The following is a 26,218-nucleotide window of genomic DNA, read 5'->3' as shown; positions in this document are numbered from 1 at the left end:
AGATGCCCCGTCGAGACGGGGCAAGTTCGACAAGTACGACCCTACCGGTTTAACGGACAGGGGCCGGCAAGGTTTCCATAAGGCATTCGACGGAAGATATTCCGCTAGTCGCACCAATCATTCGGTGGGCCAGGTCCAAGCGAAATGCCCGCCACGACGGGGCATTTCGTACCAGGACTGATGCGACCTTATCAAGGATGCCGCACCGAGGGGAGCGGCAGTAGAAGGATGACATAGTGCAGAAAATCGTCAATTTACCTGAAATTGCTAATCCTACTGCGGCGCCCGCCTTGTGCTGAGATCAACCCGACGTAAGGCCTCAGACCCAATTCTTCTGGCGGTGCTTACGCGGCGCGCGATCGGCCACATCGTCATCGCTTTGGCATCGAACGGTTTCATCATTCCGCGTGGATCTGGATCTGGGGACAGCCAGCGCTCATAATCCTCGGGACGAAGAACAACCGGCATGCGATTGTGGACTGCCGAGATCATCTCGTTTGATCGGCAGGTGACGACAGCGAAGCTCCGGATATCGATGCCGGCCGGGTGGCGCCATTCTTCCCAGATGCCCGCCAGCGCGAACAATGAACGGTCCTTCATAGCAACAGCGTAGGGTTGCTTCTTGTAAATCCCGTCCTGCCATTCAAAAAAGCCGCTAACCGGCACCAGACAGCGGCGCGACCGGTAAGCGTCTTGGAATAGCTCATTCGAGGTTATGTCTTCACGAGGCGCGAGGGCGGGGAGCTGGCGACGCGGTCGTTCCATCCACGACGGAATGAGGCCCCAGCGAGCGATGGCAAAGGCAGGCTTTGGCCGAACACAATCGCGTTCCAAGTCCTGAATGATGATGTGATAAACTTCGGCGGGAGCGCCGTTGTAACGAGGGAGGCGTTCACCCAGGTCATAGACCTGGCCCCGCCGGGCGAAGCTGAAAGTTTCCGCCAGCTCGTCAAACGATTTATCAATGTAGATGCGGCGACACATGCGCAGATCTCGTATGGGATCGAGTTTCGATAAGTGGCGCTGATGAATCATCAGTCAATATCGACCAAAACAATGCATTGCCGGTCATCCCGGACAGTTGCCACCCTCTTTGCTCAGGCTCGGGAAATGAACTCAGCTCGACATCCGCCTCGGTCAGCCGCATAAGGTGACGCTGAGATTGAGCGGTCGCATTCGGCGGTTCGACGGAGGAAGGGACCCTGTCCTGGTCGAACCTCGACCTAATCAATTGCGGTGGATCTCCACCGTTGGCCGTTGTGGAAACAAGACGATGACAGCGTTGTATCACGCGCAAGCCCTTCTTGAGTATGAGCCGGACAAAGAAGGCCGGCTCGCGGCGTGATATCGACCAAAGGGTCAAAAGTGACAAATGGGTGTTTCTGGCATGGCGGAATTCCCAAAACGCAAATTTCAGGGTAGCGATAGTCGCGCTTCGTGCTGCGTATTGCGGGAGCTGAGGATTTGCGACCAGCGAGCGCCTGACAACTTCCAGAGCGCTTTGGCCCATTTGCAGGTGATTTGATGACATGTTGCCGGGATGCTGACGGTAACCAACCAGACGTTCCGGGATAGATTCGATAAGATAGCGTGCCGCCAGCCTTAGTTCGAAATCGAGGTCTTCGCAGCCGCCAATTCCTGCTGCTGCATATGAGGGATCGAACCCGCCAATTTCGAGCGCAACATCCCGACGAACAAGAAGCGCGCTTCCATTGCCAACGTATTTGAAGGTGAGATGCCGCGCGTAGATATATCCTCTCGCAACATCGGAGCCGCGGGGGCAAACGATCTCATCGTCTTTATTGATTATATAGTGCAACACATAAGCAGCGGCCCACTCCTGGGATAATCTGTTGAGCGCATTTACCTGCTTCTCGATTTTCGTCGAATGCCAAAGATCGTCCGCGTCAAGAAACGCCACATATGGGCCTGATGATGCCAGGATGCCGGTATTTCTCGCCGCCGCGACACCGCGGTTTGACGTGGACAGGAGGCGAATTCGCGAATCCACCCTGGCCATTTTCTCGACCAATCTTGACGTATCGTCGGTAGAGCCATCATCAACGACGATGACCTCAAGATTCGCGTAAGTCTGTTGCAATGCAGATCGAAGTGTACGTTCGATGTACGGTGAAGCATTGAAAGCGGGGACGACCACCGACACGAGTGGTCGGGGCAAATGGACAGTTTTTCGATCATCCTCATTTGAACTGGAAATCATACAGCAATCTCTAGTCGTACTCGCATTACAAAGTACAAGCACCACCATCAGCAAGCAACATGACAGCGGCGCGGCAGAGTAGCATCTTGATGCCGAAGAAAAATGGACTTTAGCCCAATGCGCCTACTTGAGGAAGTTCTGACCGTCAAATTTTACCGCATAACCGCGTTAGCGCAGGTCGAATACATATCCAAATGGATTATCTCGCTCGTCCTAAAACTTTGTCGAAGTGGTGTAATATGCACTGAAGGGGCGCTCGGAGCGGCCGTGGCAAAACGGATCACCACGCATGTAACGACTGTTCACCTGAGGTTCATCGAGCGGAGGCCCCAATGGAGCCCTTCCGTCATCGACCTCACAGCTCAGGCGGAAGAGGGAGACTGAAACATCAACATCATCGACCGAGGCCAATCACATGTCGCACAAATTGCTTCTCTCCGCTGCCGGATCGTTGCTTGCTGCTTTTATCATGTCGACGCCGGCGCACGCGCTGACGATGAAGGAATGCAGCACGAAATATCAGGCGGCTAAAACCGATGGCTCCGCCAAAGACATGAAGTGGAATGATTTCCGCGCCAAGTTCTGCGGTGCGGACGCTGCTGCCGCTGATAAGGAAGACGAAGCGGACATCGCAAAAACAACCGACAAAGAGCCTGCAAAGCCGACAACCGCAGCGCCGAAGAGCGTCAAGTTCCCGAAGGCGATCGACAAGAAGTATTCGAGCGAGACGCCTGGAAAGGGTCGCCTCCATACCTGCGTCGACTCCTACCATGCCGCCAAGGATGCCGGCACGCTCGGCGATCTGAAGTGGATCCAGAAGGGCGGCGGCTATTGGAGCCTTTGCAATACGAGCATCAAGTCCGCAGGCTGAACGAAGCCTCGCAATCTTGAAGAGGAGGAGGCCGCTATGCAAGCGGCCTTTCCATTATAGCTATCATTCCAGGCGTAGCTGGGCTCAGCTGCACCAATCATTTTGCGTGTCACCCGCTCAGTGGGTCGTGCAAACCATTTCAATCAAAGCAGCAAGTTGATGGCCCTCAAGGATCGCGTAACGATGGGTACCAGTGCGAACAAGGATCTCGATCGCCTGAAGCTCGTTAATGTTCTCCCCAGCGTATTCAATTGCTGCTTGCAGCGAGATGAAATTCTTGTTCACAGTGCCGGGGAGCCAGCTATGAACGGTGACAAGAGCAGGCGAAGGCATTTGGTTTCCGATCTACAATTCAACGAGATGACACTATCAGAAAACAACCTAAGTGCACCTGTGACACGTGTATCTGGTTACCGTTGGATTGACGGCGTCGATTGCCACGTTCTGATGCTGCGCGGGCGGCCATTGTTCAGCGCCTTCAATAAAAAAGAGCCCCGCCGAGACGGGGCAATTTTGGAAAGGACGGATCACACAGGAAGGAAGAGTTGACATACGGCCCGTCACTAAGGGCAACCTGTGCGATCCTGCCGCTCGAACGGAAAAGCGATTGCTTTTTTCCCGTACGGTTTCGTACGATGCAGGCGCGGCCGCTTCGCCGCGGATCAGAGCAGGAGCCGCAGCAGCGCTTCCTCGTCCTTCACGCCATGCTGGAATGACTGGATAATCCGGCAGGCTAAATCCTCACGCTCAGCGTCTGTGTTGATTTGCTTCACCGAAACGACGTGGTCATACACCCTTTGGCAGAGCGCCAGCTCGGCGTCGTTCAGCACGTTTTGCGCCAGCGCAATCTGGAATGGGATCATAGCGGCCCTCACTTCGCCCCAAACCAAGGGGGCGCCGGGTCGATTGTTCAATTATTTGCCACGGCCCCGGCGATCAATCTTTTGATCAGCCGTTGCCCTCCAGTGGCCAAAACCATTCTCCGGACGAGTTCACCTGAGCATAAGCCGATCCGTTTCAAGATTATTTCGACTTAACCGGTTTTCACAACGGCTCGTGACAACATTCAAAACTCGCCTTAAGGATTTGTTAAACTATAAAAGCGCGGGAGGCTCTCATGGACGGGGAGGAGGTCAAGAAGGCATTTTACCCAAACTTCAACATGATTAGGCTTGTCGCAGCCTCGATGGTCATCTTCTCGCATGCGTTCCTCATCTCGGAAAAGACCGAGGCGAACGAGCCATTTGTGCGCTTGCTCGGCGAGGGTAAGCTTCTCGGCCTATGGGGCGTCTATGTTTTTTTCATCACGAGCGGGTTCCTCGTCACGCAGAGCGCGCAGTTCGGCAGCGTGGGTGGTTTTCTCTGGCGGCGGGCACTGAGGATATATCCGGCGCTCGTTGTCTGCACGCTTCTCAGCGTCTATGTCCTTGGCCCCTTCTTCAGCCCGTTGGGAATTAGTGCTTACTTGCTCAAGTCGTTCCATGTGAAAACGACAGTGCATTCGGTGCTTGATCCGAGCTATGGCATGACCCTGCCGCATGTGCAGTTTTATGATCCAGCAATCTCGTCGCTTGGCATCTCCGTCAATGGCTCTCTCTGGACGATCGGGCAGGAAATCTTATGCTACCTGATCGTCGCGGGATTAATGGCAATCGGGTGTTTGCGAGCGCCATTCATGGCACTTGCCCTGGCCGTGGGCGTGACCTGGGAGCTTTTCTTCGATCACCCGTGGCCAGACACACGGCTCCTGACGGATTTCACTTTCATCGCTCCCTACTTCTTCTGCGGTTCGTTTCTCTGGTTCGTGATGGATAGGCGGCGGCCAAATATTGTCCTCGCGTTGATCTTCCTGGCGCTCGGCGTGCTCTGCCTCGTCTATTGGCCCGACTATCTCTACGGACCCATGTTGTTTGCCTATCCGCTTGTCTACATCGCGACTTCACCGGCCATACGCCTGCCGACCCTCGAACGGGTGGGTGACGTCTCCTACGGGACCTATCTCTATGGCTGGCCAGTGGAGCAGGTGATGAACCATGCTCTCGGCCAGTACAGCACGTGGTGGGCGGTCTTCGTCCTTTCTTTGCCGACAAGCTTATTGCTCGGTTGGCTTTCATGGCATCTTTTGGAAAAGCGTGCGCTGCGGTGGAAGCGAATTTCATTCTTCCAGCGACAGGCTGTCAGTCCGTGAAGCTGACTTCGACCGACATAGCCGAGCAATGAAGTCTTGCGGGCTGATCAAAAGGTTCTGCCCATCACATTTGACTGTGTCGCCGTCCACCGCCGCCAACGAGGCGGATACGATCAATTCAGCGATCATCCTTGCTTCCTCGCATTCCGTTTAAACGCATCAGCCGGTGATAGTATTCCTCGACCTTTCGAATAGCCTCGCGCGGTTCAACTTCGAAGCCTTGGTGGAGCGTCAGCCTTCGGCGCACACTTGGGCCAAGGACACTCCATTGCCACATGCCGTTTTTCGGCCCGCCGCTCTCCATTCGTATCCTCCCGATGGTTATTTCCCCGTCATAGCCCAGCCAATCGAGATCCGTCGGCTGATCGCGTTCGTCGATCTTCGTGCCGCGCCATTTGTAGAGTGGTTGGTATCGAGTGGGCATATCCGGAACATTGCCCTAGCCGCTTCAATAATCAATCTGGGTGAATTGGCTTTTAAGCCATGAGGGGTTCCCAGAGCGGCCCGGTGGACCGCACGGCCACTGCGAACAGGGGTGCAGCAGTACAAGATACTGAAGCCGTGCGGCCCGTCGTCACAACCCATAACTGCCTGAACAGGTTCCCGGATCATGAGTTCACCGCAAAAAAAGCCCCGCTAGATGGCGGGGCTAGTTTGTACAGACGGAAAGGCGGCTGCGCCATAGTTGCTGGGGAGCAGACGAAAGCGCATCCTCGCGCAAAAACCCGCCGTTGCAACAGAAAGTTCCCGACCCGCACCTAATGAATTTGGGCAAATTGCTTTTCCGAGCGCCGCTGCTGAAGTGTCAGCATGGCGAAGCCGTCCCGCAAACCTTCCCTGCCGCTGCTCGGTGAAGCCGACACGCAGCTCCGAAGCCGCCCGCGCCGGCGCCGAGATCCCGCCCAGCCGAACCTGCCCCTGGACCCGATGCCGGCGCGCGTCGAGCCGTGCCTAGCGCTGCTCAAGGCCAAACCGCCGAAGGGCGATGATTGGGTTTTTGAGATCAAGTGGGACGGCTATCGGTTGCGGTCATCAGTTGATGCTCTTTGGCGCGTCCTCAATCTGTTCAACGATCTGGATCATCCCTAACACTGCACCTTTTCGGAGCCGCGCCAGTATGAGACCGGACCGCTAGGCGATCTTGCCGGTGCGCAGGTCGATGATCGCCCAGGTGTCGTCTGGCTCTTCTAGAGCGCCGAAACGCACTTCCTCAGTCATGCATTTCTCCTTTTGATAGACCATTCAGACGGCGTTTAATCCCAGTAATTCACCTTCGCCGGCGGCTCACCTTCTGGGTCGTATAGCGGATCTGGATCGGCGTATAGTTCTCGCTCAACCAAGGTAGCCTGTATTTTTTCTACAGTCGTTTGCTCCTCCAGCTCCGATAGGCGAGATCCCGCCCACTGGATCATCCGCTGGTAGTCCGGGGGAAGGTGTGCAGTCATCGGTACAGCATTGATGGTGGCTCGAAGGGAGTCAACTTCCCGACGAGTCTGCGCGATCCAATCCAGATAGGCCAGGCGGTTCTTTTCCCGGTCAACCCGTTGCTCCGCAAGATGGCGTCTGTGTTGCAGTGCTTTCCGTTGACGCTCCTTCTCGGCGTAAATCCGGCGTCGCTCGGCTTCAGCAGATATGATCAGCTTGATCCCATCAAGAAAGGCGTCAAGCATATTTTCCACGCTTTGCGACTTGCCATCGCTCCATGACTTCCGAAGCCCGTCACCAGAACCGTTGTCGCAGGTAAGCGTGAATTTTCCGGTGTAGACGATATCATACTCTGGCCATGGCTCGGTGCGGCCGAAAGACCAATCCCCTCTTTCCCGTTCTCGCTGCCGCTTGGCGAGGATCTTGCCGTGCTCGACGCTCTCTTCGGCCGTCGGGATGTGCTTGAATCGTCGTCTTTCCTCAAGAAGCGCGATGCTCCCTGACCCGATATCCGCCTTGAAAATCAACTGTCCTCTTTCGTCAGTCGATAGCTCTGATCCTCGCTCTTCACAGGTCCTTGCCAGGTTATGAAGAATGAGGATTGCTCTTTCACGGCTTCGCTCATGGACGATAATGCCGGGTGCTTTCACCACACCATCGTCATCAGGTTTTGCCTTGCGTAGCTGCTTAACCGCAGCCGAGATCCATTTGTGCGGGCTGTCGCCCGGCTCTTCTAAGGCTAAGCAGGCGGCACTCAATGGGGCAGACTTTCGACGTTCTGCCTTTGCAGCGATCAATGCGGATTTCGACGCGGCCACCGCCGCCATGACGCTTTCGCTCAGGAAGCCCATCTTGGTGGCGCCAATGTGAACTGTGTGAAGGTTCTTGTTCTCAACTTCTCTGAGAGGCGTACGCTTGACACTTTGTCCCGCTTCGACCCTCGCCCAGTGTCCGCGGGGCGGAACGGGTACGAGATGCCTCGCGCATGTCTTTGCCAGTCCTCTGTCAGATAGGCCGAATTCCGCGGCTAGCTTTTGTATCGGCGTTGCCCAGACCAATTCGTGAAGTTCTTCCCTCGTGTAGTTTCTTTTTATTTTGGCGTCGTTCATCTCACTTACTCACCTCTCTATCCCAGCCTCCTGCGCCCTTTCCGTGCTTGGCCCTCTCCTTTATCCAGCGATCTACTTTGGTGATTTGCTCACGTCCTTCATCTGTGATGACAATCATGGGATCGCATTGAGCGTCGCGAGCACGCTCGACGACGAAGCCCTGCTTGAGGAACGATTCAACCGTGCGTGGGCCGGCTCGCTTGATCTGATTGCAAGAGCGCGGCGCCCTCTGACTGCTGAGGAAGCGAAGGACTGCTATCTCGCGCCGGTCAACGGCGACGGACGGGGCGAAACGCCAGAAGTTTTCCTTCCAAAAGTCGCCCAATGGCGCAGCCTTCACGCTCGGCGGCTTGGGCTGTTTGGGAGGCTCGCGAAGCACCTCCCACAAGCCGAGGATGTCTGCCTCTGAAAAGAGGTATTCGCGGCCGCGCCGTGAGCACAAGCCATATGCTTTACCAAGCTTGATCAAACCACGATTGGTCAGCCTGAGACGTTCGGCAGCTTCATCAGCTGTGTAAATTTTATCGAGGGGAAATTGCGAGTCCATAAGACCTCCACGCAGTCGGCCGTCGGCGGGAGTGCCGAAAGCTGTCTTTGTCCGGTGGTGGCGGAACGCAAGCGGATTGGTGGGCCGCGATGAGAAGCTAGGTGAGTCGGGTGAGGGCGGTCAAGCGCGATCGAGCTTGTTGCTCGCCGCCATCTTCAGAAGGCGGAAACTGATTTCAGAGAGCGTTCCTAGCGCCACAGCGATGAGCAATTTTTGAATGCCGCGGTCGATCACGGCGCCGGAATTGGGAGCGCCAGGGGCGTACCGCGCCAAGGCTTGCTCATACGGAAGCAGCGCCTCTGTCGCGATGACCAAACCTAACACAAGCTGCGAAGCTCCGACGATGAGCGCAAGGTACGCGAGAATTCTGGCTGTGTGTGAAAAGATCATTGTCCAGACCGTTCCGCCGGCGGCAATAACCCGCGCTTTTCCAGATCATCGGCGATGACTTTCTCGATATACGACGCGACGGACCGGCGATCGGCTTTAGCGGCCGCTTCGATGGCGTCTTTCAGTTCCGGCTCTATCCGAATGCCGATAGCGGCAGTCTTCGCCATATTATTCTTCCTCATCAGCGGCGTGTTCGCAGTATGCAAACATTTACCGCATTTCGCAGTTGACCGCCATAAAATCATTCGCTATACAAATACTAACAAATGCGTACACAGCTAGGAGTAGCCCGAATGTCCAATATGGCAGCCGCAGACAGAACACTTTTGCCGCGGGGGTTGATCGCAAGATCTGCCATCGCAAATTTTACAAGAAGATAGGGGAGGTCGAGATGATGAACGTCTCCATCCCCGCAACGCCCGCCAACGTCGCAAGTGGCGCTTGGCAGCCGCCGGCAACTCTCCCGAGGCAGGTGCCGGCCCGCTTTCGCTATGCTATCGGTGACCGCGCCATGTTCGGCGAAATGTCGGCCATCATTGTGGACCGCACTGCCACTCTGATGGGCCGCGAACTCTACGAAATCGAAATACTCAGTGCGTCACACGGCAGGGCGCGTCGAGCGGTCTTTGGCCCGGCGCTCAAGCCTATTTTTGGTTAGGCCATGACCCGCCACATCCAGAACCGCATCAAGATACGCGAGAAGCAGGGCGGCCGCTGCTGCTACTGCCTCCAGCCGATGGTTCTGAGTGACCGGCCACCATGGAAGCAGCCGCCTAACGCTGAGACACTTGAGCATTTGCGGCGCCGAGCCGACGGAGGCCGTAACAACCGGGATAATATTGCCTTGGCATGCCGGCGCTGCAACGAGGAGCGCGGCGGAATGGACTGGCTCTTGTACACAAGCTACCGCCGGGGCGAGCTCTGGGAGTTCATAAGCGGATGCAAGGATTTCTAATCGGCCCGCCCTGGCCGATCGGCGGTCAGCCGTTCTCGCCGCATGATGCGGCTGACCGCTCACCAACACCAATGGCCGGCGCGGTCACCACCTGCGACCACACCAGCAGCGCGCCGGCCGGTTGACTGCATGCATGAGTTGCGCTAAAAAAAGACTGCGGACGTAGGTGCCGCATCGCCTTAAGGCCATGTCTCGACTCGCAGCTCTTCGGAGCCAGCCCATTAGCGAGACTTCTCAACGCAACCCAACCCGCTTTTGCGGGCATCCGGAGAACCGTGCGCTCATGTCGAGCCAGCGGGTGATCAACTGCGCGCGCCCGCGTGGCCGCGCCTGCTAGAGGAGATTGACATGAGAAAGACGACGATGCCTGCCAAGGTTCAAGATTTAGTTGCAGCTGGACTGTTGGCGAAATTCAACCGCGATCTGGATAACGCCTTTATGGAGGTCGGCGACAAGTCGACCGTTGACGAAATCGTCCAAGCGGCGAAGCTATGTGGCCTGGCGCACTATTCCCTGGCGGGCGCATACTTCGTTGAGATGTCGTATTTTAATGATTCAAGCCGGCTTAAGGATGAGTTCGACACCTCAATCCAGAAGCACTTCGGCGAGACATATGCTATGGGTTTTGTGAGGGATCTTGTCAATCTGGAGGAAGCTAGCAGGAAGCGACCTCCGTCGGATCTTTCTGGCTCCATAGCGCGCCAAATTCGATGATGCAGGGCGCATTGGCATAAGGTTCCAAAGTCGCCGTCGGCCTCACCAGCCGGCGGTTTCTCGTGCTCTAAGTGAAGAATCTCGCCACCCTTCCTAGTTAGGCAATCCACCAGTCGATCATTGGCTTGATGCTCCGGACGCGCCGACCTTTGCTCGCGCGTCGCTTAAGCGCCAGCCATAGCGTCGAGTTTTGCAAGCCAGCGCAAATGACCTCCGGCCTCGCTCACCATATAGATAGCCAACTCTAGCGGCGGCTGCGCCGGTTCCTCAGCGCCAGGCTCGTGTCTGTAGAAGTGTGCACCGTCAATCCAGTCCTTCAGCGAGGCCACGAGCTTTTGCGCCAGATTGATGGCTGGCTTTTGATTAGCATAAAGTCTGCTGACTAGCGGCTCCAAATGTTTCTGTATTTCACTCGAACTTAATTGATGAGCAGGTGGGAATATGAGCCTGAAAAGGCTCTCCGTGGCGAAGAAAGCAGACCTGAGCGCAGCCTTCCCATCGGGCGGGGTTCTATCAAGTGCAATGAAAGCTTCATCGTAGAGCGAACGGACACCGTTGTAGCGGGGAGCACCCAAGCCTGAAATAGTGGCAATGCGCGCAGCTTCGAACTCTTCATCGACCGCCAAGTGTACGCCGCCCTGGTCATCGATGCGGTACCTTACTTGTTCTTCCGCAAAAATTCTGCGGCAGTTATCGAGAAAGGCTTTCCTCTTTTGAGCCGCCCTTGAGTATTCGTAGCCGGAGATTGAGTCGTGAATGGTGGTAATTGAATCGAGGACGTCTCTAACATCCATGGCTTTAAATATCGGCGGCCATTGGTACGAATAACGAGTTTGCCCAAGCATTATCCCTTGTTCACGCTCAATGCGCCGTCCGAAATTCTCAAGATCGTCATTGTTGCCAATTTCTGTGATGACTACGGCGAGCCGATTTCTCATTCGAGGACTGTCAGGCAGCAAATCTGTGCGCCTCATGTAAACCTGAGAAAATCTCTTTCCTTCGGGCAAATCCATTGTCTTCATTCCGATCGTGTGACGATTCGGATGAAAGCAAATGTGGCCAGTCGCAGCAAGCTATCCACAGGAGCCGAACCGCAGAAAACACATTCAAAAGTGGGGAGGGAAAGTGGGGAAGTAAGTGCCCGTCTTCGGATTTCTCAACAAAAACAGGCACTTATTTCATAAAATGGCTCCCCGGGCCGGATTCGAACCGGCGACCTGTCGATTAACAGTCGAATGCTCTACCGCTGAGCTACCAGGGATCACTGCTTGGCGCGGTGTGAGTGGGCTAATACAAATGCTTGTTCGATTTGCCAAGCAGTTTTTTCAAAAAAATGAAATGAACTTGTATTTGGGTTGTCTGTGCCCATCTCTGGGGAATGACGAACCGGAATGAGCGAGAAGAGACGAGGGTCGGCGAAAAGCCTAGGAAGCGGGCAGGGCGCTTCGGCATCGATCATGCAAGCGGCAGGCTCATGCTCGGCTCGTTCAGCATCTGTATGCCGCGCTCCCGCATCGCGCGGATGGCGATCGGCGTCGCCCTCATTCTATGCGGTTTCCTGGGCTTCCTGCCGATACTGGGCTTCTGGATGTTGCCGCTCGGCTTCCTTGTGCTCTCGCACGATCTTCCTGTCGCGCGCCGGCTCCGCCGCCGCCTAGCGGTCTGGTGGCACAGGCGTGGGAAACCGGCTGGCTGAGAGGTGAGGACATGAAGGCATTTTTTGTTGTCGCCCTGTTAGTGGCGACGATTCTCTCAGGCGTTCCCGCTGAAGCCCAGGCTGTCGACAGCCGGGGTTTTGACGCTCGCGGCATCTGCCGCCGTCCTGAAGGCTGCGTGGTCGATCACGACCAGGGCGGCAGCTATAACGGGCCTCGCAACTACCGCAATTTCAACGGCCGTAATGAGCGTGACGGCAATAACGATCGCGGCCGGAACGATCGCCGCTATCGCAATCAGAACAGAAGCGACAATTTCGATGGCCTGACCAACCGTGTGGCCGCAGGCACTATCGCCGTTGAGCCGGGTGTATCGCCCACGCGAACCTAATTTAGTTGGACCTGAGTTCGCTTTCCTCGAAAACGCCGTTGGGGCTCTGATCGAGGCTGGTCACCATCAACAGGCTGCTGACGGCAAGAAGGAGGACGAGCTTCAGCGCGTAGGAAAGGGAGACATGTCGGCTGCTCTGTGAGACGCGGGACGGCGCGATATAATAGTTGTAGTAGAAGTATGGATCAGTCGTTTCCAGCAGGTTCTCGTAGACATGCGGCGGAATGTCCACATGCTTCACCGGTGGAGAACCCGGAAATTTAACATGAAGATCGCGGCTGTCGGCATCATAGGCCGCATGCACGTGCTTCGATTTGAGGGCAGCCCACTCCATTTGCAGCTCCTATCGCCCTCCCGGGGCCAATATGAGGCCCGCAGAACGATCGTCAAGCTAACAATTTGTTTCAAATGCGATCCTGCCGGGAAGGGCACCGCTACGATGAGGGAATTCGAGCCTGCGCTCGTGCCGGCCGGCACTGAAAAATGGACTTTTCGGCTGCCGCGGAATGGCGTTTTTCCGAAATGCCCTCTTGCGATTTCCTTACGATCATTCTAAACGCTCGCCACGGCTCAGATAACGAGCTTGTGAGGCCTCGTGGCGGAGTGGTGACGCAGAGGACTGCAAATCCTTGTACCCCGGTTCAATTCCGGGCGAGGCCTCCAACATCTCCCACCATCGCATGCCCTGCCGTCCGTCGGCATAAGATCGTCGCAGACCCCATGAGTGGTCTGCACGCTTCCGCGCCCTTATCACTTCAGGGTCGTTTCGCCGTCCAGCAGCCCGCAGCAGAAGATGCCGATGAGCGCTGCGACGATGAAAAAATCGAACAGCGTCAGATATTCGAAAATCGCAGACATGGCCTGCTCCTCCTATTTCCTCCGTTGAAAATCATAACATGAAGGGGCAGGGAATTCCACGTTTGCGTGCAGAGCCTCATTGCCTCTGTTGCGCGGAAGAAGCGCCTGCCGGATTCTTTTCGCCCGCGGCTGCCAAGCCTTGAAAGCATCGGTGGCGGGGATTAAGAGACGAGAGACAGGAACCGCTTTCAAGAGCGAGAGGACATGATGGATTTCGAAGCAGCGCGCGTAAAGATGGTCGACACCCAGGTTCGCACGACGGACGTTACCTCGCATTCCGTGCTGACGGCGTTTCTCACGGTCCCGCGTGAGGCATTCGTGCCGGAGAAGGCGAAGCTGCTGGCTTACATCGACAACGATGTCGAGATATCGGCCGCCGGACCCGGAAAGCCGGCGCGCTTCCTGATGGAGGCATCGCCGCTCGCCAAGCTGCTGCAGCTGGCCGCAATCACCAAGGATGATTTCGTCCTCGAAGTCGGTTGCGGCACCGGTTACACATCGGCGCTGCTGTCGATCATTGCCGGCTCGGTCATCGCGCTCGAATGCGACGAGGCGCTGGCCGCCGAGGCGAAGACGCAGCTCGCCGGCTACGCCAAGGTCGAGGTGGTCACCGGACCGCTCGAAAAGGGCTACGCTGCCGGCGCTCCCTATGATCTGATCTTTGTCAACGGCGCAGTGGAGGAGGTGCCCGCGGCCCTTCTCGATCAATTGCGCGATGGCGGTCGTTTGATCACGGTCGAAGGTTACGGCAATGCCGCCCGCGCCAAGGTGTTCGTCGCCGAGCGGGGCGCCGTTTCGGAAAACGTCTTCTTCAATGCCTCCGTCAAGCCCCTGCCGGGCTTCGCCAAGGCGCGCGAATTCGTTTTCTGACGCCGTTTGTCGATGAATCAGCAACGGGCGCCACTGGCGCCCGTTTTTATAACAGCGCAGCCGCGTCTTCTCCGACGCCCAAAGGACGCTGCAACAGTTTGAAATCCAAGCATCGCCGGAAAGCCTTCACAAACATCATTTATCCTGAGGCTGCCAGGTCGAAAACATCGGGTAACAAAACTGTGCATGGCCGCATTCATTTGATTCGCGATGATTTTTTTCCCGTCTGAGGTATTCTAAGGTCACGGTGATTCGGATGACCGCTCCACATCGTCCGGTCGTTGTTTTTGGATAACGGGGATAGAAATGGCTCAGCCAAGTGTAGCGCGTGAACCGTCCATGGAAGAAATTCTGGCCTCCATCCGCCAGATCATCGAAAGCAATGAGCCCGGCGCCGGCAAGGCGATTTCCGCATCCCTGCCGCCGGTTTACGGCGCCGATGAGGATGAGAACGGTTCCGAAATCCATCTGACCGTGGATGACACTTATGCCGGCGTGGAGTTCCCCGAACCGGCCATGCGCTCCTCCGATCCGCGTTTCGTCGCCGCCAACTCGGCTGGCACTGCCCCCGAAGCTGAAGTACCGGCCCGCGCCCTGTCGCTTGCCGATGTCGCCGCCCGCGTGCGCGCCGCTTCCGAGCGCAGCGCCGTGCAGGCCGGTCAGGCATTGCGTGAAATTCCGAGCGGCTTCCGCCAGCCCGAACCGCAGCCGGCGGTTATGCCGGAGCCGCCGCGCGCGGCTGCACCGCAGCCGCAGCCGACACGGCCTGTTTTCCCTCCGGCTGCCGTAGCGCCGGTTCCGCAGGCCGTGATCGAGCCGCCGGTCGAGCCGGTATTCGCGGAGGCACCACGGGGCCAAGTCGCCGCATCGGCGCCTTCAGTCGCCGAACCCGCCGCCGCGGTTGAAACGACGTTGCCGCCTTTGGAACCCGCTCAGTCCTCGGCCGAAGCTTTCCTGCCGAGCCTTATGGATGAGGTCCAGCCGACCCTGCTTTCGGAGAATGCCGGCCTGCAGATCAGCCGCTCCTTCGAGGAGCTCGCCGCCGCGATCGACGGTGCGGAGCGCCGCTCGCTGGACGAGATCGCCGAGGATATGCTGCGTCCGATGTTGCGCGAGTGGCTTGACGATAATCTGCCGACGCTGGTCGAGCGGTTGGTGCGCGAGGAAATCGAGCGCGTGGCGCGCGGCCCGCGCCGCTGATCGGATTGCTTTTTCCTGAAAAGCCGCTCCGGTCTCCGGGGCGGCTTTTTTATTGACTTGCCCGTGCCCATCCTATTTACAAACGCCATCCTCGAACCTCGAAATTGGTCAGAAAATGCTCGACAAGACCTATGATTCTGCTGCCGTCGAACCCAAAATCGCCGCGAAATGGGATGAGGAGGACGCTTTCCGCGCCGGCGCGAACGCCAAGCCCGGCGCCGAGACCTTCACCATCGTGATCCCGCCGCCGAATGTCACCGGTTCGCTGCACATGGGCCATGCGCTGAATAACACGCTGCAGGACATCATGGTGCGCTTCGAGCGCATGCGCGGCAAGGATGTGCTCTGGCAGCCCGGCATGGACCATGCCGGCATCGCCACGCAGATGGTCGTCGAGCGCAAGCTGATGGAACAGCAGCTGCCCGGCCGTCGCGAAATGGGCCGCGACGCCTTCATCGACAAGATCTGGGAATGGAAGGCTGAATCGGGCGGCCTGATCTTCAACCAGCTGAAGCGCCTGGGCGCCTCATGCGACTGGTCGCGCGAACGCTTCACCATGGACGAAGGCCTGTCGAAGGCCGTCCTCGAAGTTTTTGTCACGCTCTACAAGGAAGGCCTGATCTACAAGGACAAGCGCCTCGTCAACTGGGACCCTAAGCTCCTGACGGCTATCTCCGACATGGAAGTCGAGCAGCACGAGGTGAAGGGCCATCTCTGGCATCTGCGCTATCCGCTCGAGCCGGGCGTCACCTATCAATATCCGATCGCCTTCGATGAGGAGGGCAAGCCGACCGAATTCGAGACGCGCGACTATATCGTCGTCGCGACGACGCGGCCGGAGACGATGCTCGGCGATACCGGCATTGCCGTGAACCCCGAAGACGAGCGGTACAAATCGATCGTCGGCAAGCATGTCATTCTGCCGATCGTCGGCCGCAAGGTTCCGATCGTCGCCGATTCTTATGCCGATCCGACGGCCGGCACGGGTGCGGTGAAGATCACCCCTGCGCATGACTTCAACGACTTCGAGGTCGGCAAGCGCGCGAAGCTGCGGGCCATCAACGTCATGAACGTCGATGCCACGATTACCATCAAGGACAACGAGGACTTCCTCGAAGGCCTCGACAATCCTGCCGCACTGCATGGCGCGTGGGACCGTCTGGAAGGGCAGGACCGTTTCTTTGCGCGCAAGGTCATCGTCGAGATTTTCGAAGAGGCCGGGCTCCTCGACAAGATCGAGCCGCACAAGCATATGGTGCCGCACGGAGACCGCGGCGGCGTGCCGATCGAGCCGCGGCTGACCGAACAATGGTTTGTCGACAACAAGACATTGGGACAGCCCGCGCTGGAATCCGTACGCGAGGGAAAAACCAGGTTCATTCCGAGGAACTGGGAAAACACCTATTTCAACTGGCTGGAGAACATCGAGCCGTGGTGCATTTCCCGCCAGCTCTGGTGGGGGCACCAGATTCCCGCCTGGTATGGCCCGGACGGTCAGGTCTTCGTCGAACAGACCGAGGAAGAGGCGCTGCAGGCGGCGATTCAGCATTACCTGTCGCATGAGGGGCCTATGAAGGCCTATGTCGAGGACCTGCTCGAAAACTTCAAGCCGGGCGAGATCCTGACGCGGGACGAGGACGTGCTCGACACATGGTTCTCCTCCGCGCTCTGGCCCTTCTCGACGCTCGGCTGGCCCGACCAGACGCCGGAACTCGCGCGCTATTATCCGACGAGTGTTCTGGTCACCGGTTTCGATATCATCCCGTTCTGGGTCGTTCGCATGATGCAGATGGGCCTGCATTTCATGAAGAACGAGAATGGCGATCCCGTCGAACCCTTCCACACGATCTACATTCACGCGCTGGTGCGCGACAAGAATGGGCAGAAGATGTCGAAGTCGAAGGGCAACGTCATCGATCCCCTTGAGCTGATCGACGAATACGGCGCCGATGCGCTGCGCTTCACGCTGGCGATCATGGCGGCGCAGGGCCGTGACGTAAAGCTCGATCCGGCCCGCATCGCCGGCTACCGCAATTTCGGCACCAAGCTCTGGAACGCCACGCGTTTCGCCGAGATGAACGGGGCGAAAAGCGATCGGCATTTCGTGCCGGAGGCCGCTGAACTCACCATCAACCGCTGGATCCTGACGGAACTTGCCCGTACGGAACGTGACGTTACGGAAGCACTCGAAGCCTTCCGCTTCAACGATGCCGCCGGCGCGCTCTATCGCTTCGTCTGGAACGAGGTCTGCGACTGGTATCTCGAGCTTTTGAAGCCGGTCTTCAACGGCGAGGACCAGGGCGCCAAGGCCGAGGCTCAGGCCTGCAGCGCCTATATCCTCGAAGAGATCTACAAGCTGCTGCATCCCTTCATGCCCTTCATGACCGAAGAGCTCTGGGCGCATACGGCGGGCGAAGGCAAAGAGCGCGATACGCTGGTCTGCCATGCCGAATGGCCGTCTCCCTCCTATGCCGATAACGGCGCCGCCGACGAGATCAACTGGCTGATCGACCTCGTCTCCGGCATCCGCTCGGTGCGCGCCGAAATGAACGTGCCGCCGTCGGCGACAGCGCCGCTCGTCGTCGTCAGGGCCAACAACCTGACGCGCGAAAGGCTGTTCCGCCACGACGCCGCCATCAAGCGGCTTGCGCGTGTCGAGGCGATATCGCTGGCCGACGATGCGCCGAAGGGGGCCGCTCAGATCGTCGTCGACGAGGCCACCATCTGCCTGCCGCTCGGCAATCTGATCGACCTTTCCGCTGAAAAGGCTCGGCTTGAAAAGGCGATCGGAAAAATGGAAGGGGAGATCTCGCGCATCGACGGCAAGCTCTCCAACGAGAAGTTCGTCGCCAATGCCAATCCCGAGGTGGTCGAGGCCGAACGCGAGCGCCTCGAGGAACTGAAGGGGCAGATCGCCAGCTTGAAGACCGCACTCTCCAGAGTGAGCGAAGCCGGATAAGTTTCATCGCCCGTTTTGGTAAGTTATTTCAAAGACGCGCTCCAAGAAGGGCGCGTCTTTGTCGTTTTGGGCACGCGTGATTCGGTCTTGAAAAGCGGCTGATTGCCGGCGCTGAGCCTGTGGATTGTGGCTCCAATGGCCTCCCGCGGGCGAAAACTGTCACTGTTGTCGGATTGATACAGCTTCCACAATGTGTGGAATGAAAACCCAAAAGCCCATCTCAAAACCGGTAACTCTGGAATAAAATTTTATTAACCAGATTTTTTGACGTGTCCGTCAATTTCTTTACGTAAGTTGGCCAATGTAATGCCTGGGAATGCCGCCGTGGGGCGCGTTGCCATGTCGAGCGAACACTTACTAGAGTGGCGTCACATCAATTGCTGGAGTGGGGGAGACACAATGGCATCGCGTAGGTTTTCCAAGGGCGTAACGTCGCTCGTCCTTCTTTCGTCGCTTGCATCGCCGGCCTTCGCCGGCGGCCTGGAGCGCGGCGGCTACAATATCGATCAGCTGTTCGATACCTCGCCTTTCTCGTTTCAGTCGGGCGTTACCTATGTCACGCCGCAGCGCAAGCTGAAGGATGTCCGTGACACGAATACCTCCGTCTTAACGGGGGGTGGCAATCTCAACACCCGCCCGAACAGTGCCGACGACACCTCGAATTACACCATTCCTTACATCGGCTTTAAGGCCGGTTTCGCCGATGCAGTCGACTGCCTTGTCGACTATTCCGAACCCTTTGGCGGGCATACCGACCCGGGTTCGAATTGGGCTGGCGCCAACAACAATATCGAGACGGAAATCAAAACCCGCAACTATGGCGGCACTTGCTCCTATCGTTTTGATATGGGCCCTGGACAGCTTCGCTTCATTGGCGGCGCTTTCTATCAGGAAGTTGAAGGTTTCAAAGAGCGTCTGGTTTCAACGCTCCCACTTTTGCTCGGCACCGGCACCGGCGTTGGCCGCCTCGATCTCGAAGACAGCGGCTGGGGCTGGCGCGCCGGTCTGGCTTACGAGATTCCGGAATATGCGATGCGCGCGAGCCTCGTCTACAACAGCCGCGTCAAGTACGACAACCTGACGGGGACTGTTGATCTCCGTCAGGTTCCAGTTGTGCCGATATATGGCGGCAAAATCACCAACGTCTTCGGCTCCGCAGAAGCACCGGATTCGCTGGAGATGAAGCTGCAAAGCGGCATCGCTCCGGATTGGCTTGCCTTCGGATCGGTCAAGTGGACGAACTGGAGTGTTCTGCAATCCGTGCCTTTCTGCCCGACGTCGACGAAGGGCGTGGCTGCCTGCACAGCGGGCGGCGCTACGGAACTCACTTCGCTCGACCTTCTCTATCGTGACGGCTGGACCATCTCCGGCGGCGTGGGCCACAAGTTCAACGATCAGTGGGCCGGCGCAGTCAGCGTCACGTGGGACCGCGGCACCAGTCAGGGTTATGGCGCACAGACCGACAGCTGGACGCTCGGTCTCGGCGCCGCCTACACGCCGACTGAACATATCGAATGGCGTTTTGCCGGAGCCGTTGGCGTATTGACGAGCGGTTCGTCCGGCACCTTCGAGTATAATGGCCAGACCTATGGCGACGATGTCTCCTATTCGTTTGGCAACGATCTGGTCGCGGCACTGTCGACGAGCCTAAAGATCAAGTTCTAATTCCCCGATGTGAAGAATTGAGGAGCCCGGCACCGCCGGGCTCTTCTTTATTCACGGCCGTTAATCATGCCATTTTCTGATCCCGTTTTGTGACGATTCCGCAACACTTTTTTACGACGATTGGCGTAAGATGGCAGCGGGGTGAAATTGTCCATTTCCCGCCACAAAGAGAGCGCAGCGCTATTGGCAGGCGAGGAGATGGGCAGGCTTACGGTGCGTGTAAATAGTAGCATGGGTCGATTTTTTTCCGGTAACACGAGATCGCGCAGGACGATTGGCGGCAATCGTTTGATTGTGGTCGTTTCGCTTTCTGGACAAGGCTGTTCCGGCCGCCAATCCGACTTCGCGGCGGCGCCGTCGAACCGTTGGTTGTTGTCGTTTTCGGCCCGCTCGGATGCGCGGCCCGGCTTTGCCGGAGATGTCGATACCGCTTTCGTCACATTTGCTGTTTACGAATATGGTGAAGGCGGGAAGGCGGATGCCGCGCCTGCCGAAAGAGTGCCACGGAGATTGCAGTCGGACCATGCCGGGAGCCGGGTGGTTCTGAATGATGCGCTGAGAATTCGGCCTTCGAGAGAAGGCCACTGGGCTGGATGCGACGCGGGCAAAGGAGCCATGGAGCTCGCCGCGGGATCGCTCGCCTCGACGAAATACATCCGCGGAATGCACGGCGCGAGCCCTGCTGCTTCCTGCCTGCGATGAGCGAAAGAAATCGGTTGAAATGGTGACGTCCGAGTTCAAACTGTTCAAATTCATGCTGATGGGCATGTCTATGGCCGTAGCGCTGTCGCTGTCCGGCCCGGTCCGCGCATTCGACATCAAGGCGGGCGTCAGCAAGGAATCCGGCCCCTTCGATCTCTTCAAGTTCGGCTTCAAAGCCTATAAGAACGGGCAGAAGGAAGAGGCGGTCGAAGCCTATAAATACGCTGCCGAAAAGGGCCACACCGGCTCGCGCTGGGCGCTTGCCAACATGTATGCCGACGGCGACGGCGTAACGCAGGACGATTTCGAAGCCTTCAAGATTTACAGCGAGATCGCCCAGCAGGGCGTCGAGCCCGGCTCGGAAGATACCGGCTTCTTCGTCAACGCGCTGCTGTCGCTCGCCAATTATTACAAACACGGCATATCAGGCAGTCCGGTCCGGATCGACCTCACCCAGGCGCGCCAGCTTTATTTTCAGGTGGCCTCAACCTTTGGCGTCCCCGAGGCGCAGTTCCAGCTAGCGCAGATGATGCTGGCCGGCGAGGGCGGCAATGCCAGCCCGCAGCAGGCGAAGAAATGGCTGAACCAGGCCCGCAAGAGCGGTCATCCCGGCGCCATGGCGGTCTTCGGCAATATTCTTTTCGACGAAGGCCAGTCGGCCCGCGGCCTGGCGATGATGACGGCCGCACTCGACCGCTGCAAGCCCAAGGATTGCGGCTGGATGGAAGCGTTGCAGGAGCAGGCCTTTTCGGTTGCCAACGAGGCCGACCGCCGCACGGCTGTATCCCTCTCGCATAGCATCGCCAGCGGCTCCGACGACTAATGCATGTCGCCCGGAAGTGTGCAGCGGTTCCGGGATAACGACATGCGCAAAACAAGGAGGTAAAGCGCGAGCAGCGAATCTGAAAGATCGCGACGCGCTTTAAGACAGGGAAAAATCAGGCAGCGAAATCGAAATAGGCGATCACAGGCACGTGGTCGGACGGCTTTTCCCAGGCCCGCACATGTTTTTCGATCGCAGCCGACGTCATCCGGTCGACGGCCTCAGGCGACAGCAGCAGATGATCGATGCGGATGCCGTTGTTCTTCGGCCAGGCGCCGGCCTGATAATCCCAGAAGGAATAGAACTGCGTCGCATCCGTGGTCGCGCGCACAGCATCCGTCAGCCCGAGATTTTCCAGCCGGCGGAACGCCTCCCGCGTCTGCGGCAGAAACAGCGCATCACTTTCCCAGACTTTGGGATCGAAGCAGTCGTGCGGTTCCGGGATGACATTGTAATCGCCGGCAAGCACCAGCATCTCCTCATAGGCCAGCCGCTCGGCGGCAAAGCTCCGCAGGCGCTCCATCCAGGCGAGCTTGTAGGGATATTTCTCCGTGTCGACAGGATTGCCGTTCGGTAGGTAGATGCAGCAGACGCGCAGGATGCGTGTGTCGGGCAGCGTGAATACGGCTTCGAGGAAACGCGACTGTTCGTCCAGCGGATCGCCCGGCAGGCCGCGGTTCACTTCCGACGGCGAAGTCTTGGAGAGGATCGCCACACCATTGAAGCCCTTCTGGCCGTGTGTTTCGACGTGATAGCCGAGCGCCTCGATCTCCAGCCTGGGAAAACCTTCGTCGACCGTCTTGATCTCCTGCAGGCAGACGATATCCGGATCGGAATCCTTGAGCCATTGCGTGAGATTGTCGATGCGCGCCTTGACGCCGTTGATGTTCCAGGTCGCGATCTTCATCTCTCTGTCCTGTTCGCTTCGTGCGCTTCTTTTATCGTGGTCTTCCATAACAGGACAAGACGATAAACTGGCCGGAGGCACTTCGTCGGCCAGTTCATGAGGACAGTGCGATGCGTCTGAATATTCAGATCGAGAAGCTGGTGCCGCAGCCGCAGCTTGCCACTGCGTTCGGGTTCTTGATCTGGAAGGATTGACCGAGCAGATTGTCGACGAAGTCGATCTCGGAACCCGCCATGTAGACGAGCGAAAGGCTGTCGATCAGCACCTTGGCATCGTTCTTCTCGACGACGACGTCGTCATCGCCGGCGCTGTCGGCAAGATCGAACTTATAGGAAAAGCCCGAACAGCCGCCGCCTTCAACGGAGACGCGCAGCGCGCTCTTGCCGGACTCGGCGCCGACGATCGCAGCGATACGCTTTGCGGCGGCATCTGAAAGGGTTACACTCGTATCCGTCATGTTTCCTCCTGCCGGGGTCAAGATCCGGAGAGAATGGGTTTTGGCACTTGAATGTTCAAATGCCTGATATCAAACAAACTTATCATGATCCTCGGAAAAAGGCCATGATGCGCCGAGGTGGTTGAGAAAGCGCCTCTTTGCCGTTTCTTCGGGCTATAGGTATGAAGAGCGCAAAGCGGCGTCAATGGGCAGATGCGGCAACATGCAGGATGACGGTGAAGAATGACGATCGATACGCGTGCTTTAGGTTTCGGCAGCAGTGAAAGAGCGGTCTATGCGGCAGACCCCTGGACGAGCCACGGGAGGCTCTATCCGGAGGAAGGCAGCCCGACGCGCTCCGATTTCCAGCGCGACCGCGACCGCATCGTCCATACCACCGCCTTCCGCCGGCTGAAGCACAAGACCCAGGTCTTCATCGCCCAAGACGGCGATCATTACCGCACCCGGCTGACGCACACGATCGAGGTGGCGCAGATTGCCCGCGCGCTTGCCCGCGCCCTGAAGCTCGACGAGGATCTGGCCGAGGGCGTGGCGCTGGTGCACGATTTCGGCCATACGCCGTTCGGTCACACCGGCGAGGACGCGCTGCACGAGGTGCTGTTGCCCTATGGCGGCTTCGACCACAATGCCCAATCGCTGCGCATCGTGACCAAGCTGGAGCGGCGGTATGCCGAATTCGACGGCATCAACCTGACATGGGAAAGCCTCGAAGGCCTGGTCAAGCACAATGGTCCGCTGCTGACGCCGGATGGTGTGGGCACACGCGGCCCGGTTCCGCAGCCGATCCTCGATTATTGCGAACTGCACGATCTCGAACTGGCTACCTATGCCAGCCTCGAGGCCCAGGTCGCGGCGATCGCTGACGACATCGCCTATAACACCCACGATATCGACGACGGCCTGCGTTCCGGCTACCTGACTTTCGACATGCTGGAGGAAATCCCGTTCCTTGCCGGGCTGATGGCCGAGGTGAGGGGGCGATATCCGCACCTGGAGCCGAGCCGCTTCACCCATGAGATCATGCGGCGGCAGATCACCCGCATGGTCGAAGACGTGATCGCCGTTGCGCAGGAGCGCCTTTCGCTGCTGCGTCCGGAGAGCGCCGCCGACGTCCGCGCTGCCGACCGGGTCATCGCCACGTTCTCGGGCCGCATGGCCGAAACCGATAGCCAGATCAAGGCGATGTTGTTCAAGCGCATCTATCGCAATCCCGATATCATGCGCATCCGCGCCGGCGCCGCCCAGATCGTCACCGATCTCTTTGCCGCCTATATGGCCAATCCCAAGGAGATGCAGAGCCATTACTGGGTCGATCATATCGCCGGCCTCGCCGATGCGCCGAAGGCCCGCCATGTCGGCGATTATCTGGCCGGCATGACCGACACCTATGCGATCAGCGCCCACAGGCGATTGTTTGACCACACTCCGGATTTGCGATAGGCAGCGGTCGCCCCGCCAAGGGCCGATTTGGGCCTTTGGCACAGCCTATGCATGGAAGAGTGCGATGAACCTTTTTACCGACTTCGAAGCCAGGATCAAAACCGCCCTTGAACAGATCGATCTGGTCAGGGAAAAGCGATCCGAGCTCGATTTCGGCCGCATTGCCGTCGAGCCGCCGCGTGACGCGAGCCACGGCGACGTCGCGACCAATGCCGCGATGGTGCTGGCAAAACCGCTTGGAACCAATCCCCGCGCGCTGGCCGACATCATCATCGCCAAGCTCCGGGAGGATGCCGACGTTGCCGATGTTTCGGTCGCCGGTCCCGGTTTCATCAATATCCGTCTCGCCGTCGGCTATTGGCAGCGGCTGCTCGCCGCGATGATCGGCGCCGGCACCGATTACGGCCGCTCGACGCTCGGCGAGGGCCGGAAGGTCAATGTCGAATATGTCTCGGCCAATCCGACCGGGCCGATGCATGTCGGCCATTGCCGCGGCGCCGTCGTCGGCGACGCGCTCGCCAACCTGCTCGCCTTTGCCGGCTACAGCGTCGAGAAGGAATATTACATCAACGATGCCGGCTCGCAGATCGACGTGCTCGCCCGTTCCGTCTTCCTGCGTTATCGCGAAGCGCTCGGCGAAAAGATCGGCGAAATTCCCTCGGGTCTCTATCCGGGCGACTATCTCGTACCTGTGGGACAGTCGCTTGCCGCCGATTATGGCGTGCGGCTGCACAACATGCCGGAAGACCAATGGATGCCGATCGTCAAGGACCGCACCATCGATGCGATGATGGTGATGATCCGCGAAGACCTGGCGGCGCTGAACGTCCATCACGATATCTTCTTTTCCGAGCGCACCTTGCATGCCAATGGCGCGGCCGCGATCCGCACGGCGATCAACGATCTGACCTTCAAGGGCTATGTCTACAAGGGCACCTTGCCGCCGCCGAAAGGCCAGCTGCCTGAGGATTGGGAAGACCGTGAACAGACGCTGTTCCGCTCGACCGAAGTGGGCGACGACATGGACAGGCCGCTGATCAAGTCGGACGGCTCCTACACCTATTTCGCCGCCGACGTCGCCTATTTCAAGAACAAGTTCGATCGCGGTTTCGACGAGATGATCTATGTGCTCGGCGCCGACCATGGCGGCTACGTCAAGCGTCTGGAAGCGGTTGCACGCGGCGTTTCGGACGGTAAGGCGAAGCTGACGGTACTGCTCTGCCAGCTCGTCAAGCTCTATCGCAACGGCGAGCCGGTGAAGATGTCGAAACGCTCGGGCGATTTCGTCACGCTTCGGGACGTCGTCGAGGAAGTCGGCAGTGATTCGGTCCGGTTCATGATGCTTTACCGCAAGAATTCCGAGCCGCTCGACTTCGATTTCGCCAAGGTGACGGAACAGTCGAAAGATAATCCGGTCTTTTACGTGCAATATGCGCATGCCCGCTGCATGTCCGTCTTCCGGCAGGCGAGGGAGGCTTTCGGCGACCTCGATGTTTCCACTAAGGAACTCGCGCAAACCGTTGCAGGCATTGGCGATCCGGCCGAATTGCAGCTCGTTGCCAAGCTCGCCGAATTCCCGCGGATCGTCGAGGCGGCGGCCCAGTCGCAGGAGCCGCATCGGCTCGCTTTTTACCTCTACGACCTCGCTAGTTCTTTCCACGCCCACTGGAACAAAGGTAAAGATCAGCCGGAATTACGATTTGTTAATGATAAAAACCGAGAATCAACTATTGCCAGACTTGGGCTGGTGTACGCCGTCGCGTCGGTTTTGAAGTCGGGACTTGCCATTACAGGCACTGCCGCACCGGACGAAATGCGATAACGTCACCATTTCCCCACAATGCGCTGGCATTTCAGAGTTGGCGTTTGCG

Annotated in this window: 30 protein-coding genes, 2 tRNA genes and 1 pseudogene; 18 read left to right on the top strand and 15 right to left on the bottom strand. The window is 58.0% G+C overall.

From position 1 onward, the window contains the following. Nucleotides 1-273 precede the first annotated feature (273 nt). Together FHX03_RS11735 and FHX03_RS11730 are read right to left on the bottom strand one after the other, a co-directional pair. On the bottom strand, nucleotides 274-984 hold the full coding sequence (locus FHX03_RS11735) for an SOS response-associated peptidase (protein ID WP_183853725.1): 711 nt from the start codon (nucleotides 982-984) through the stop codon (nucleotides 274-276). Next, nucleotides 962-2,221, bottom strand: coding sequence for a glycosyltransferase family 2 protein (locus FHX03_RS11730; RefSeq protein ID WP_183853723.1), 1,260 nt, complete (start codon nucleotides 2,219-2,221; stop codon nucleotides 962-964). Before FHX03_RS11730 ends, FHX03_RS11735 begins: the two co-directional genes overlap by 23 nt. Before the next feature lie 415 nt (nucleotides 2,222-2,636). Here FHX03_RS11730 and FHX03_RS11725 point away from each other — a divergent pair, with 415 nt between their 5' ends. Continuing rightward, the gene (locus FHX03_RS11725) at nucleotides 2,637-3,092 is read left to right on the top strand and encodes a hypothetical protein (RefSeq protein ID WP_131710965.1); all 456 of its coding nucleotides are present in this window, start codon (nucleotides 2,637-2,639) and stop codon (nucleotides 3,090-3,092) included. A gap of 117 nt (nucleotides 3,093-3,209) precedes the next feature. Here FHX03_RS11725 and FHX03_RS11720 read toward each other — a convergent pair whose 3' ends face one another. Both FHX03_RS11720 and FHX03_RS11715 read right to left on the bottom strand, forming a co-directional pair. Then, complete coding sequence (locus FHX03_RS11720; RefSeq protein ID WP_183778904.1) at nucleotides 3,210-3,425, bottom strand: hypothetical protein; 216 nt, start codon at nucleotides 3,423-3,425, stop codon at nucleotides 3,210-3,212. A gap of 329 nt (nucleotides 3,426-3,754) precedes the next feature. Further along, nucleotides 3,755-3,955 (bottom strand): hypothetical protein, encoded by a 201-nt coding sequence (locus FHX03_RS11715; protein WP_183853721.1) that lies wholly within the window; start codon nucleotides 3,953-3,955, stop codon nucleotides 3,755-3,757. A gap of 254 nt (nucleotides 3,956-4,209) precedes the next feature. Between FHX03_RS11715 and FHX03_RS11710 the strand changes: the two genes are divergently transcribed. Then, the gene (locus FHX03_RS11710; protein WP_183853720.1) at nucleotides 4,210-5,280 is read left to right on the top strand and encodes an acyltransferase family protein; all 1,071 of its coding nucleotides are present in this window, start codon (nucleotides 4,210-4,212) and stop codon (nucleotides 5,278-5,280) included. 118 nt (nucleotides 5,281-5,398) lie between these two features. Here the strand turns inward: FHX03_RS11710 and FHX03_RS11705 are convergent, their stop codons facing one another. Continuing rightward, on the bottom strand, nucleotides 5,399-5,704 hold the full coding sequence (locus tag FHX03_RS11705; RefSeq protein ID WP_183853718.1) for a hypothetical protein: 306 nt from the start codon (nucleotides 5,702-5,704) through the stop codon (nucleotides 5,399-5,401). A gap of 386 nt (nucleotides 5,705-6,090) precedes the next feature. On the opposite strand from FHX03_RS11705, the pseudogene FHX03_RS11700 reads away from it, so the two are divergent. Next, nucleotides 6,091-6,321: pseudogene (locus FHX03_RS11700) on the top strand (ATP-dependent DNA ligase); the annotation flags it as partial. 212 nt (nucleotides 6,322-6,533) lie between these two features. On the opposite strand, the gene FHX03_RS11690 reads toward FHX03_RS11700, so the two are convergent. The 4 genes from FHX03_RS11690 to FHX03_RS11675 all read right to left on the bottom strand — a co-directional run bounded on the left by FHX03_RS11690 (nucleotide 6,534) and on the right by FHX03_RS11675 (nucleotide 8,918). Then, a complete protein-coding gene (locus FHX03_RS11690; RefSeq protein ID WP_183853716.1) occupies nucleotides 6,534-7,814 on the bottom strand; it encodes a hypothetical protein in 1,281 nt (426 codons plus the stop codon). Between the two features lies 1 nt (nucleotide 7,815). Then, nucleotides 7,816-8,361: a hypothetical protein gene (locus FHX03_RS11685; protein WP_183853714.1), complete on the bottom strand. Its 546-nt coding sequence runs from the start codon at nucleotides 8,359-8,361 to the stop codon at nucleotides 7,816-7,818. Between the two features lie 120 nt (nucleotides 8,362-8,481). Further along, the gene (locus FHX03_RS11680; protein ID WP_183853712.1) at nucleotides 8,482-8,751 is read right to left on the bottom strand and encodes a hypothetical protein; all 270 of its coding nucleotides are present in this window, start codon (nucleotides 8,749-8,751) and stop codon (nucleotides 8,482-8,484) included. Continuing rightward, on the bottom strand, nucleotides 8,748-8,918 hold the full coding sequence (locus tag FHX03_RS11675) for a hypothetical protein (RefSeq protein ID WP_183853710.1): 171 nt from the start codon (nucleotides 8,916-8,918) through the stop codon (nucleotides 8,748-8,750). The genes FHX03_RS11680 and FHX03_RS11675 overlap by 4 nt, the downstream gene beginning before the upstream one ends. A 224-nt stretch (nucleotides 8,919-9,142) precedes the next feature. On the opposite strand from FHX03_RS11675, the gene FHX03_RS11670 reads away from it, so the two are divergent. The 4 genes from FHX03_RS11670 to FHX03_RS11655 all read left to right on the top strand — a co-directional run bounded on the left by FHX03_RS11670 (nucleotide 9,143) and on the right by FHX03_RS11655 (nucleotide 10,420). After that, nucleotides 9,143-9,409 (top strand): hypothetical protein, encoded by a 267-nt coding sequence (locus FHX03_RS11670; RefSeq protein ID WP_183853708.1) that lies wholly within the window; start codon nucleotides 9,143-9,145, stop codon nucleotides 9,407-9,409. Between the two features lie 3 nt (nucleotides 9,410-9,412). Continuing rightward, nucleotides 9,413-9,706, top strand: a complete 294-nt coding sequence (locus FHX03_RS11665) for an HNH endonuclease (RefSeq protein ID WP_183853706.1) — start codon at nucleotides 9,413-9,415, stop codon at nucleotides 9,704-9,706. Further along, the gene (locus tag FHX03_RS11660; RefSeq protein ID WP_183853703.1) at nucleotides 9,691-9,831 is read left to right on the top strand and encodes a hypothetical protein; all 141 of its coding nucleotides are present in this window, start codon (nucleotides 9,691-9,693) and stop codon (nucleotides 9,829-9,831) included. Before FHX03_RS11665 ends, FHX03_RS11660 begins: the two co-directional genes overlap by 16 nt. A 223-nt stretch (nucleotides 9,832-10,054) precedes the next feature. Then, the gene (locus FHX03_RS11655) at nucleotides 10,055-10,420 is read left to right on the top strand and encodes a hypothetical protein (protein WP_183853701.1); all 366 of its coding nucleotides are present in this window, start codon (nucleotides 10,055-10,057) and stop codon (nucleotides 10,418-10,420) included. A gap of 164 nt (nucleotides 10,421-10,584) precedes the next feature. Here the strand turns inward: FHX03_RS11655 and FHX03_RS11650 are convergent, their stop codons facing one another. The 3 genes from FHX03_RS11650 to FHX03_RS11640 all read right to left on the bottom strand — a co-directional run bounded on the left by FHX03_RS11650 (nucleotide 10,585) and on the right by FHX03_RS11640 (nucleotide 11,879). Then, nucleotides 10,585-11,433, bottom strand: coding sequence for a hypothetical protein (locus FHX03_RS11650; protein ID WP_183853699.1), 849 nt, complete (start codon nucleotides 11,431-11,433; stop codon nucleotides 10,585-10,587). A 173-nt stretch (nucleotides 11,434-11,606) separates the two neighbouring features. Next, nucleotides 11,607-11,681: transfer RNA gene (locus FHX03_RS11645), tRNA-Asn, on the bottom strand. Then, entirely contained in the window at nucleotides 11,682-11,879 is a 198-nt protein-coding gene (locus FHX03_RS11640; RefSeq protein ID WP_183853697.1) for a hypothetical protein, read from the bottom strand. Here FHX03_RS11640 and FHX03_RS34405 point away from each other — a divergent pair. Then, nucleotides 11,799-12,116, top strand: a complete 318-nt coding sequence (locus FHX03_RS34405) for a hypothetical protein (RefSeq protein WP_246699222.1) — start codon at nucleotides 11,799-11,801, stop codon at nucleotides 12,114-12,116. The genes FHX03_RS11640 and FHX03_RS34405 overlap by 81 nt on opposite strands. An 11-nt stretch (nucleotides 12,117-12,127) precedes the next feature. Continuing rightward, complete coding sequence (locus FHX03_RS11635; RefSeq protein WP_183853695.1) at nucleotides 12,128-12,466, top strand: hypothetical protein; 339 nt, start codon at nucleotides 12,128-12,130, stop codon at nucleotides 12,464-12,466. Between the two features lies 1 nt (nucleotide 12,467). On the opposite strand, the gene FHX03_RS11630 is transcribed toward FHX03_RS11635, so the two are convergent. Then, nucleotides 12,468-12,800, bottom strand: coding sequence for a KTSC domain-containing protein (locus tag FHX03_RS11630; protein WP_183853693.1), 333 nt, complete (start codon nucleotides 12,798-12,800; stop codon nucleotides 12,468-12,470). 255 nt (nucleotides 12,801-13,055) lie between these two features. On the opposite strand from FHX03_RS11630, the gene FHX03_RS11625 reads away from it, so the two are divergent. The 7 genes from FHX03_RS11625 (at nucleotide 13,056) to exoR (ending at nucleotide 21,543) form a co-directional block, all read left to right on the top strand. After that, nucleotides 13,056-13,129: transfer RNA gene (locus FHX03_RS11625), tRNA-Cys, on the top strand. A 399-nt stretch (nucleotides 13,130-13,528) separates the two neighbouring features. Next, the gene (locus FHX03_RS11620; protein ID WP_183853691.1) at nucleotides 13,529-14,194 is read left to right on the top strand and encodes a protein-L-isoaspartate O-methyltransferase family protein; all 666 of its coding nucleotides are present in this window, start codon (nucleotides 13,529-13,531) and stop codon (nucleotides 14,192-14,194) included. Nucleotides 14,195-14,500: 306 nt separating this feature from the next. Beyond that, nucleotides 14,501-15,394 carry a DUF2497 domain-containing protein gene (locus FHX03_RS11615; RefSeq protein ID WP_183853689.1) on the top strand — a complete coding sequence of 298 codons (894 nt, stop codon included), beginning with the start codon at nucleotides 14,501-14,503 and terminating at the stop codon, nucleotides 15,392-15,394. A gap of 115 nt (nucleotides 15,395-15,509) precedes the next feature. Further along, nucleotides 15,510-18,353, top strand: a complete 2,844-nt coding sequence (locus FHX03_RS11610; RefSeq protein ID WP_183853687.1) for a valine--tRNA ligase — start codon at nucleotides 15,510-15,512, stop codon at nucleotides 18,351-18,353. A gap of 399 nt (nucleotides 18,354-18,752) precedes the next feature. Continuing rightward, on the top strand, nucleotides 18,753-20,018 hold the full coding sequence (locus tag FHX03_RS11605; protein WP_097625276.1) for an OmpP1/FadL family transporter: 1,266 nt from the start codon (nucleotides 18,753-18,755) through the stop codon (nucleotides 20,016-20,018). Between the two features lie 231 nt (nucleotides 20,019-20,249). Then, nucleotides 20,250-20,720, top strand: a complete 471-nt coding sequence (locus tag FHX03_RS34400; RefSeq protein ID WP_246699234.1) for a hypothetical protein — start codon at nucleotides 20,250-20,252, stop codon at nucleotides 20,718-20,720. A gap of 19 nt (nucleotides 20,721-20,739) precedes the next feature. Then, a complete protein-coding gene (gene exoR / locus FHX03_RS11595) occupies nucleotides 20,740-21,543 on the top strand; it encodes an exopolysaccharide production regulator ExoR (RefSeq protein WP_097625278.1) in 804 nt (267 codons plus the stop codon). Nucleotides 21,544-21,658: 115 nt separating this feature from the next. Here exoR and xth read toward each other — a convergent pair whose 3' ends face one another. Both xth and erpA read right to left on the bottom strand, forming a co-directional pair. Continuing rightward, nucleotides 21,659-22,450 carry an exodeoxyribonuclease III gene (xth, locus tag FHX03_RS11590; RefSeq protein ID WP_097625279.1) on the bottom strand — a complete coding sequence of 264 codons (792 nt, stop codon included), beginning with the start codon at nucleotides 22,448-22,450 and terminating at the stop codon, nucleotides 21,659-21,661. A 124-nt stretch (nucleotides 22,451-22,574) separates the two neighbouring features. After that, nucleotides 22,575-22,907, bottom strand: coding sequence for an iron-sulfur cluster insertion protein ErpA (gene erpA, locus FHX03_RS11585; protein WP_183853685.1), 333 nt, complete (start codon nucleotides 22,905-22,907; stop codon nucleotides 22,575-22,577). 222 nt (nucleotides 22,908-23,129) lie between these two features. Between erpA and FHX03_RS11580 the strand changes: the two genes are divergently transcribed. Both FHX03_RS11580 and argS read left to right on the top strand, forming a co-directional pair. Then, the gene (locus FHX03_RS11580) at nucleotides 23,130-24,347 is read left to right on the top strand and encodes a deoxyguanosinetriphosphate triphosphohydrolase (RefSeq protein ID WP_097625281.1); all 1,218 of its coding nucleotides are present in this window, start codon (nucleotides 23,130-23,132) and stop codon (nucleotides 24,345-24,347) included. A gap of 64 nt (nucleotides 24,348-24,411) precedes the next feature. Next, nucleotides 24,412-26,169: an arginine--tRNA ligase gene (argS, locus tag FHX03_RS11575; RefSeq protein WP_183853683.1), complete on the top strand. Its 1,758-nt coding sequence runs from the start codon at nucleotides 24,412-24,414 to the stop codon at nucleotides 26,167-26,169. Nucleotides 26,170-26,218: the final 49 nt, after the last annotated feature.

This window comes from Rhizobium sp. BK456 (assembly GCF_014194045.1).
Lineage (GTDB): Bacteria > Pseudomonadota > Alphaproteobacteria > Rhizobiales > Rhizobiaceae > Rhizobium > Rhizobium redzepovicii.
This window is presented reverse-complemented; position numbering and strand designations above follow the sequence as displayed.